General features: G+C 67.2%; 5 protein-coding genes. 3 read left to right on the top strand and 2 right to left on the bottom strand.

The window, feature by feature from the left end; all coding sequences use genetic code 11:
* Together ACFVWD_RS57560 and ACFVWD_RS57555 are read left to right on the top strand one after the other, a co-directional pair.
* The coding region (locus ACFVWD_RS57560) for a zinc ribbon domain-containing protein (protein ID WP_389607116.1) at positions 1 to 249 on the top strand (249 nt) is incomplete at its 5' end.
* 225 nt (positions 250 to 474) lie between these two features.
* Positions 475 to 1,149 (top strand): class I SAM-dependent methyltransferase, encoded by a 675-nt coding sequence (locus ACFVWD_RS57555; RefSeq protein WP_389607114.1) that lies wholly within the window; start codon positions 475 to 477, stop codon positions 1,147 to 1,149.
* Here the strand turns inward: ACFVWD_RS57555 and ACFVWD_RS57550 are convergent.
* Positions 1,130 to 1,822 carry an MFS transporter gene (locus ACFVWD_RS57550; protein ID WP_389607112.1) on the bottom strand — a complete coding sequence of 231 codons (693 nt, stop codon included), beginning with the start codon at positions 1,820 to 1,822 and terminating at the stop codon, positions 1,130 to 1,132. The genes ACFVWD_RS57555 and ACFVWD_RS57550 overlap by 20 nt on opposite strands.
* Positions 1,823 to 2,223: 401 nt before the next feature.
* Positions 2,224 to 2,700, bottom strand: coding sequence for a hypothetical protein (locus tag ACFVWD_RS57545; protein ID WP_389607111.1), 477 nt, complete (start codon positions 2,698 to 2,700; stop codon positions 2,224 to 2,226).
* Positions 2,701 to 2,897: 197 nt separating this feature from the next.
* Between ACFVWD_RS57545 and ACFVWD_RS57540 the strand changes: the two genes are divergently transcribed.
* Positions 2,898 to 3,746: an alpha/beta hydrolase gene (locus ACFVWD_RS57540; protein ID WP_389607110.1), complete on the top strand. Its 849-nt coding sequence runs from the start codon at positions 2,898 to 2,900 to the stop codon at positions 3,744 to 3,746.
* Positions 3,747 to 4,460: the final 714 nt, after the last annotated feature.

Here is a 4,460-nt window from a genome sequence, read left to right as displayed (position 1 = left end):
GCCGGATGGGGGGTGTTCCTCGCGATCCTGGCCGCCAAGGCGGAAGGAGCCGGACGGCAAGTGATAGCGGTGGACCCCCGCAACACCTCCCGGACCTGCCCCGAATGCCGGCACGTCTCAGCGGAGAACCGGCCCACTCAGGAAAAGTTCCACTGCGTCTCGTGCGACCACACCGCGCACGCGGACACGGTGGGCGCGATCAACGTTCTACGGGCCGGGCTGGTCCGGCGCGACGCCACACCGGCATAGCGAGAAGCTCCCTCATTCATGAGGGGGAGGAGTCACAGAGATGGCCACCACCGAGAAGGACAAGGGCAAATACGGTCCCGCCACGTCCATGTCCGACGGCATCAGCACCGCGCAGACCGCCGAGATCACCGAGATGAACAAGCTTCTCGGCAAGAACTGACACTCCCCGGGGAGGGTGCCGGGGAGGGCACCGGCACCCTCCCCCACTGCACCGACGAGGCGAACATGGACGATCAGAAGAACCCGAACGACAAGCCCGTGGCCGATGCCCAGCGCGCCCACTGGCAGGCGACCTACACCCAGCACCCGCAGATGTACGGCACGGAGCCATCCGAACCCGCACGTCATGCCGCCGAGGTCTTCCGTGCCGCCGGCGCAAGCACGGTGCTCGAACTCGGCGCGGGGCACGGCCGGGACGCCCTGTTCTTCGCCCGCAAGGGTTTCACCGTGCACGCCACCGACTTCAGTGCCACCGCCCTGGAGCAACTCACCGCAACCGCCCGGGAATCCGGCCTCGCCGACCGGATCACGACCACCCTCCACGACGTACGCGACCCGCTGCCGGTGCCCGACGCCTCCGTGGACGCCGTGTTCGCCCACATGCTGTTGTGCATGGCCCTGTCCACGAAGGAGATCCGGGCCGCCATGGACGAGATTGCCCGGGTCCTACGCCCGGGCGGCCTCCTCGTCTACACCGTCCGCCACACCGGCGACGCCCACTACGGGAAAGGCATCGACCACGGCGACGGCATCTACGAACACGGCGGCTTCGCCGTCCACTTCTTCGACGAGGACCTCTTGAAGAGCCTCGCCCAGGGCTGGAAGAGGCACCGCGTCGACGCCTTCGAGGAGGGCGAACTTCCGCGTCGGCTGTGGCGGATCACCCAGGCCAAGCGTTAGCCGCGACGCTGGTTCGGCAGTCACCACAGTGCGCGTGCGGGCCGCCGGTCGTCTGCGGCTTGCTGTGCGGTACGAGGGCGAGGGCGATCAGCGCACTCGCCGCGGCGGTGATCGCGCTGAGGGTGAAGGCGCTGGTGAAACCGTCGGCCGCCCCGTGTTCGATGCCGGACGCGGCGACGGTGGACAGCACGGCGACGCCGATCGAACCGCCCACTTCGTGGAAGGTGTTGACGACCCCGGAAGCAAGTCCCGCCTCTTCCGGGGCGACCAGGGTGAGCGCGGTGGTGATGGCGGTGACGAAGGCGACGCCGATGCCGAACGAGGCGATGACCAGGCCGGGCATTAGCCGCGCGTACACGCTGCCGTCCGCGGGGAGCCAGACCAGCGGCATCGTTCCGGCCGCCGTAACCACCAGGCCGGCCACCGCGGTCGTACGGCTGCCGATGCGGCCGACCAGCTGCGATCCCAGGTGGGCGCCGATACCCGTGGCCACGGCGACCGGCAGGAAGGCGAGACCCGTGGCGAGCGGGCTGTAGGCGCGCTGCTGCTGGAGGTAGACCCGGCCGAGGAAGAAGAACGCAGCGCGGAAGACCTCGGCCGTCCCCGTCGACGGAAGGGGTTTGCCGCCCGGGCTGGGCCAGATGCGGGGCAACGTCGCAGTCACGGCAGACACGACGCATATTCCAGCAGAGCGGCGGCGTAGGGCGGATCGGCTCTGGGGTGGACAGCCCAGGTCCACCCCAGGATGGAGAACGAACGTCTCAATGGGCGCACTCGGTGTCTTCCCTGGCTCGGTGACCAGGTCGAGTCCCGGCTGCGGGCCGGCGCCCCAAGTGATTACGCGCCCCGAACTGAAGGCCCGGTCGTTGGCGCTTCCGGGGCCGGCCCATGCGCAGTGTGATTGGGCGATGGAACGTAGCCTGGCCTGGATGATGCGTGCCCGCCGCCATGCCCGGGACTACGAGCGTCTCGTCCAGCACTCCGAGGCACTGATCACCTGGGCAGCCATCAGCCTCATGGCCAGACGCCTCGCTCGGAAAGGCGCCACCCCCAGCTGGCAAAGGAAAGACCCAGCTACGACGGCCAGATGACTATGCCGTCACGCACCACCAGCGGCTCAGGCTGACGCTCTTCATAGAACCGGGACCATCCCAGGTGGACGCTGCCATCGGGGCGTCGGTGAAAATCGCCAGCCTTGTTCGCAAGCCAGGTGAGCAGTTCGCCAGTGCGCTCGAGGTCGTCGGGGTGGATCTCCTGCCGGCTGGTCAGAGCCCAGGCATTATGTCGGGTGTCCTGCTTGCGCAACAGGACCGAGACAAGTGCACCGCCCACCTTGAACGCCTCGCCGTGGTGGCTCAGAAGAGGCTCAGGATGGTCCTCGACGATGAGCTCCCCATGATCATCCTCCACTACAAACGGAAAATCGGTCACGATTCGGAGGACCTTCGGCTGGGGGCCCAGCCCGAGGTGCCACTGGAGCTCCGCGAGCTCCTCCTCCGACAATTCGTCGCGCAGGTCCAGCGTGAGCATGAGTTCAAAGATGTCAGCCATGGCCACACACGCTAGCGCTCACGTCTGACAGTCCCACCCTCGTCAGCTGGTGGACATCCCCGCCCGCGAGCACGAACGCCTCTACCCCACCCCCGACCAGCGAACTTACGCCCTCACCTCTTGATCGCGGCCGTCGATCCGAACAAACCGCACACAATCCCTTTGAGACGATCGGACAGCATCTCTAGGGTGCGGACGTGACCATCGAGCTGCCCTTTCGTCCGCTCCCCATCGACCAGCAAGACGTTCGCTACGCCTACGGGCCCGATTCGGATATACAGCCGGGCGTCCCAGCCGGCTCGACCGTGGAGTTCGACTGGTGCGAGAGCACGATCTACCCCGGCACCACGAGGCGGTACTGGGTTCATGTGCCCGCGCAATACGACCCCTCCGAACCCGCGTCGCTGATGGTGTTCCAGGACGGCTGGTGGTACCTGGACCCGGACGGGCAGGTCCGCGGCGCCATCGTGTTGGACAACCTCATCCACCGCGGCGAGATCCCGGTCACTATCGGCGTCTTCGTCGACCCCGGCGTCCTCAAGAACTCCGAACAATCGAAGAACCGCAACGCCGAGTACGACGCGTTCGACGACCGCTACGTCACCTTTCTCCTGACTGAGATCCTCCCCCAGGTCACACGGCGCTACTCGATCGCCGAGGACGCCGACCAATGGGGCATCTGCGGTGGCAGCAGCGGCGGCAACTGCGCCTTCACGGCTGCGTGGATGCGCCCGGACAAGTTCCGGCGAGTCATCTGCTACCTCTCCAGCTTCACGCAGATGCCGAACGGAAACCCGTACCCTGCCCTGATCCCCAACGCCCCCCGCAAACCGCTGCGCATCTTCATGCAAGCAGGCCACCGAGACCTCAACTGGAACGGGCCCGAAAGGAACTGGCTCGCCAGCAATCTGAGTGTGGCAGCCGCTCTCGCGGAAGCAGGCTACGACTTCCGTCTCGTCCTCGGCGACGGTGGCCACAGCCCCAACCACGGCGGAGTCCTACTCCCCGATGCGCTCCGCTGGCTATGGCGCTCAGCCACGACCTGACGAAACCTGCCCGAACGATCACTCCATCCGAGCTGCACTCAAATCAGGTTCTCAGCCGTCGCGCATCAGGGTCGGTCCCGGTACGCGATCTCTTGTGAAATGACGTCTGCCGTCGACAGGCACGCCACAGGGGGCCTGCCGGCGCGCTGACGATACGGAGCGGGCCGGCGACCGACCTGGCGGTGGAGCGGCCCGGACCACAACGGGGGACGGGCAGTGCCGGGTCGCCCCACCACCAACCTGCCCCCACGGCTACCCCTACGCAGCACGGCAGGTGCCGGTTTCGAGCCCCATAGCGTCACACGAAGGCGTCACGGCGTGACGCGTTCTGAACGCGATTGCCTCTGGCGATAGGCCCGGGTGCGGCACCTCGGGGAGCAGTACAGGGCGCCTACCCGCTTGCGGTTGACGCCCGTGACCTCGCCGACGAACCACCAGCCCTTGCAGACCGGGCACCGCTTCTTCGGCCGGCGGTACGGACGGCCCTCGCGCAAGGCGGCAGCGAACTCCAGATTGCTCCGCCACCACTCCTCCCGCTCATGCTTCCATCTCCACGCTTTCGTGCGGCAGGCCGCTGAGCAGTACCGGCGTGGCTGAGCGTGTCTGAAAGATCGTGTAAGTCCGTGATGTGGAAGCCTGGCCCGGGGCTCGCCCTCGGGCCCTCGGGCCGGGCGGATCGGACGAGTCATGGCAGACAAAGACGAAGCGGCCGCG

The sequence above is a fragment of the Streptomyces sp. NPDC058086 genome (assembly GCF_042885015.1).
Classification (GTDB): Bacteria; Actinomycetota; Actinomycetes; order Streptomycetales; family Streptomycetaceae; genus Streptomyces.
The sequence above is the reverse complement of the archived record's forward strand: the minus strand, read 5'-3'. Positions and strand labels throughout refer to the sequence as shown.

Excerpts from the sequence above, each read along its gene's own strand:
- ACFVWD_RS57545 (WP_389607111.1), bottom strand. The coding sequence starts at position 2,700 with ATGGCTGACATCTTTGAACTCATGCTCACGCTGGACCTGCGCGACGAA.
- ACFVWD_RS57555 (WP_389607114.1), top strand. The coding sequence starts at position 475 with ATGGACGATCAGAAGAACCCGAACGACAAGCCCGTGGCCGATGCCCAG.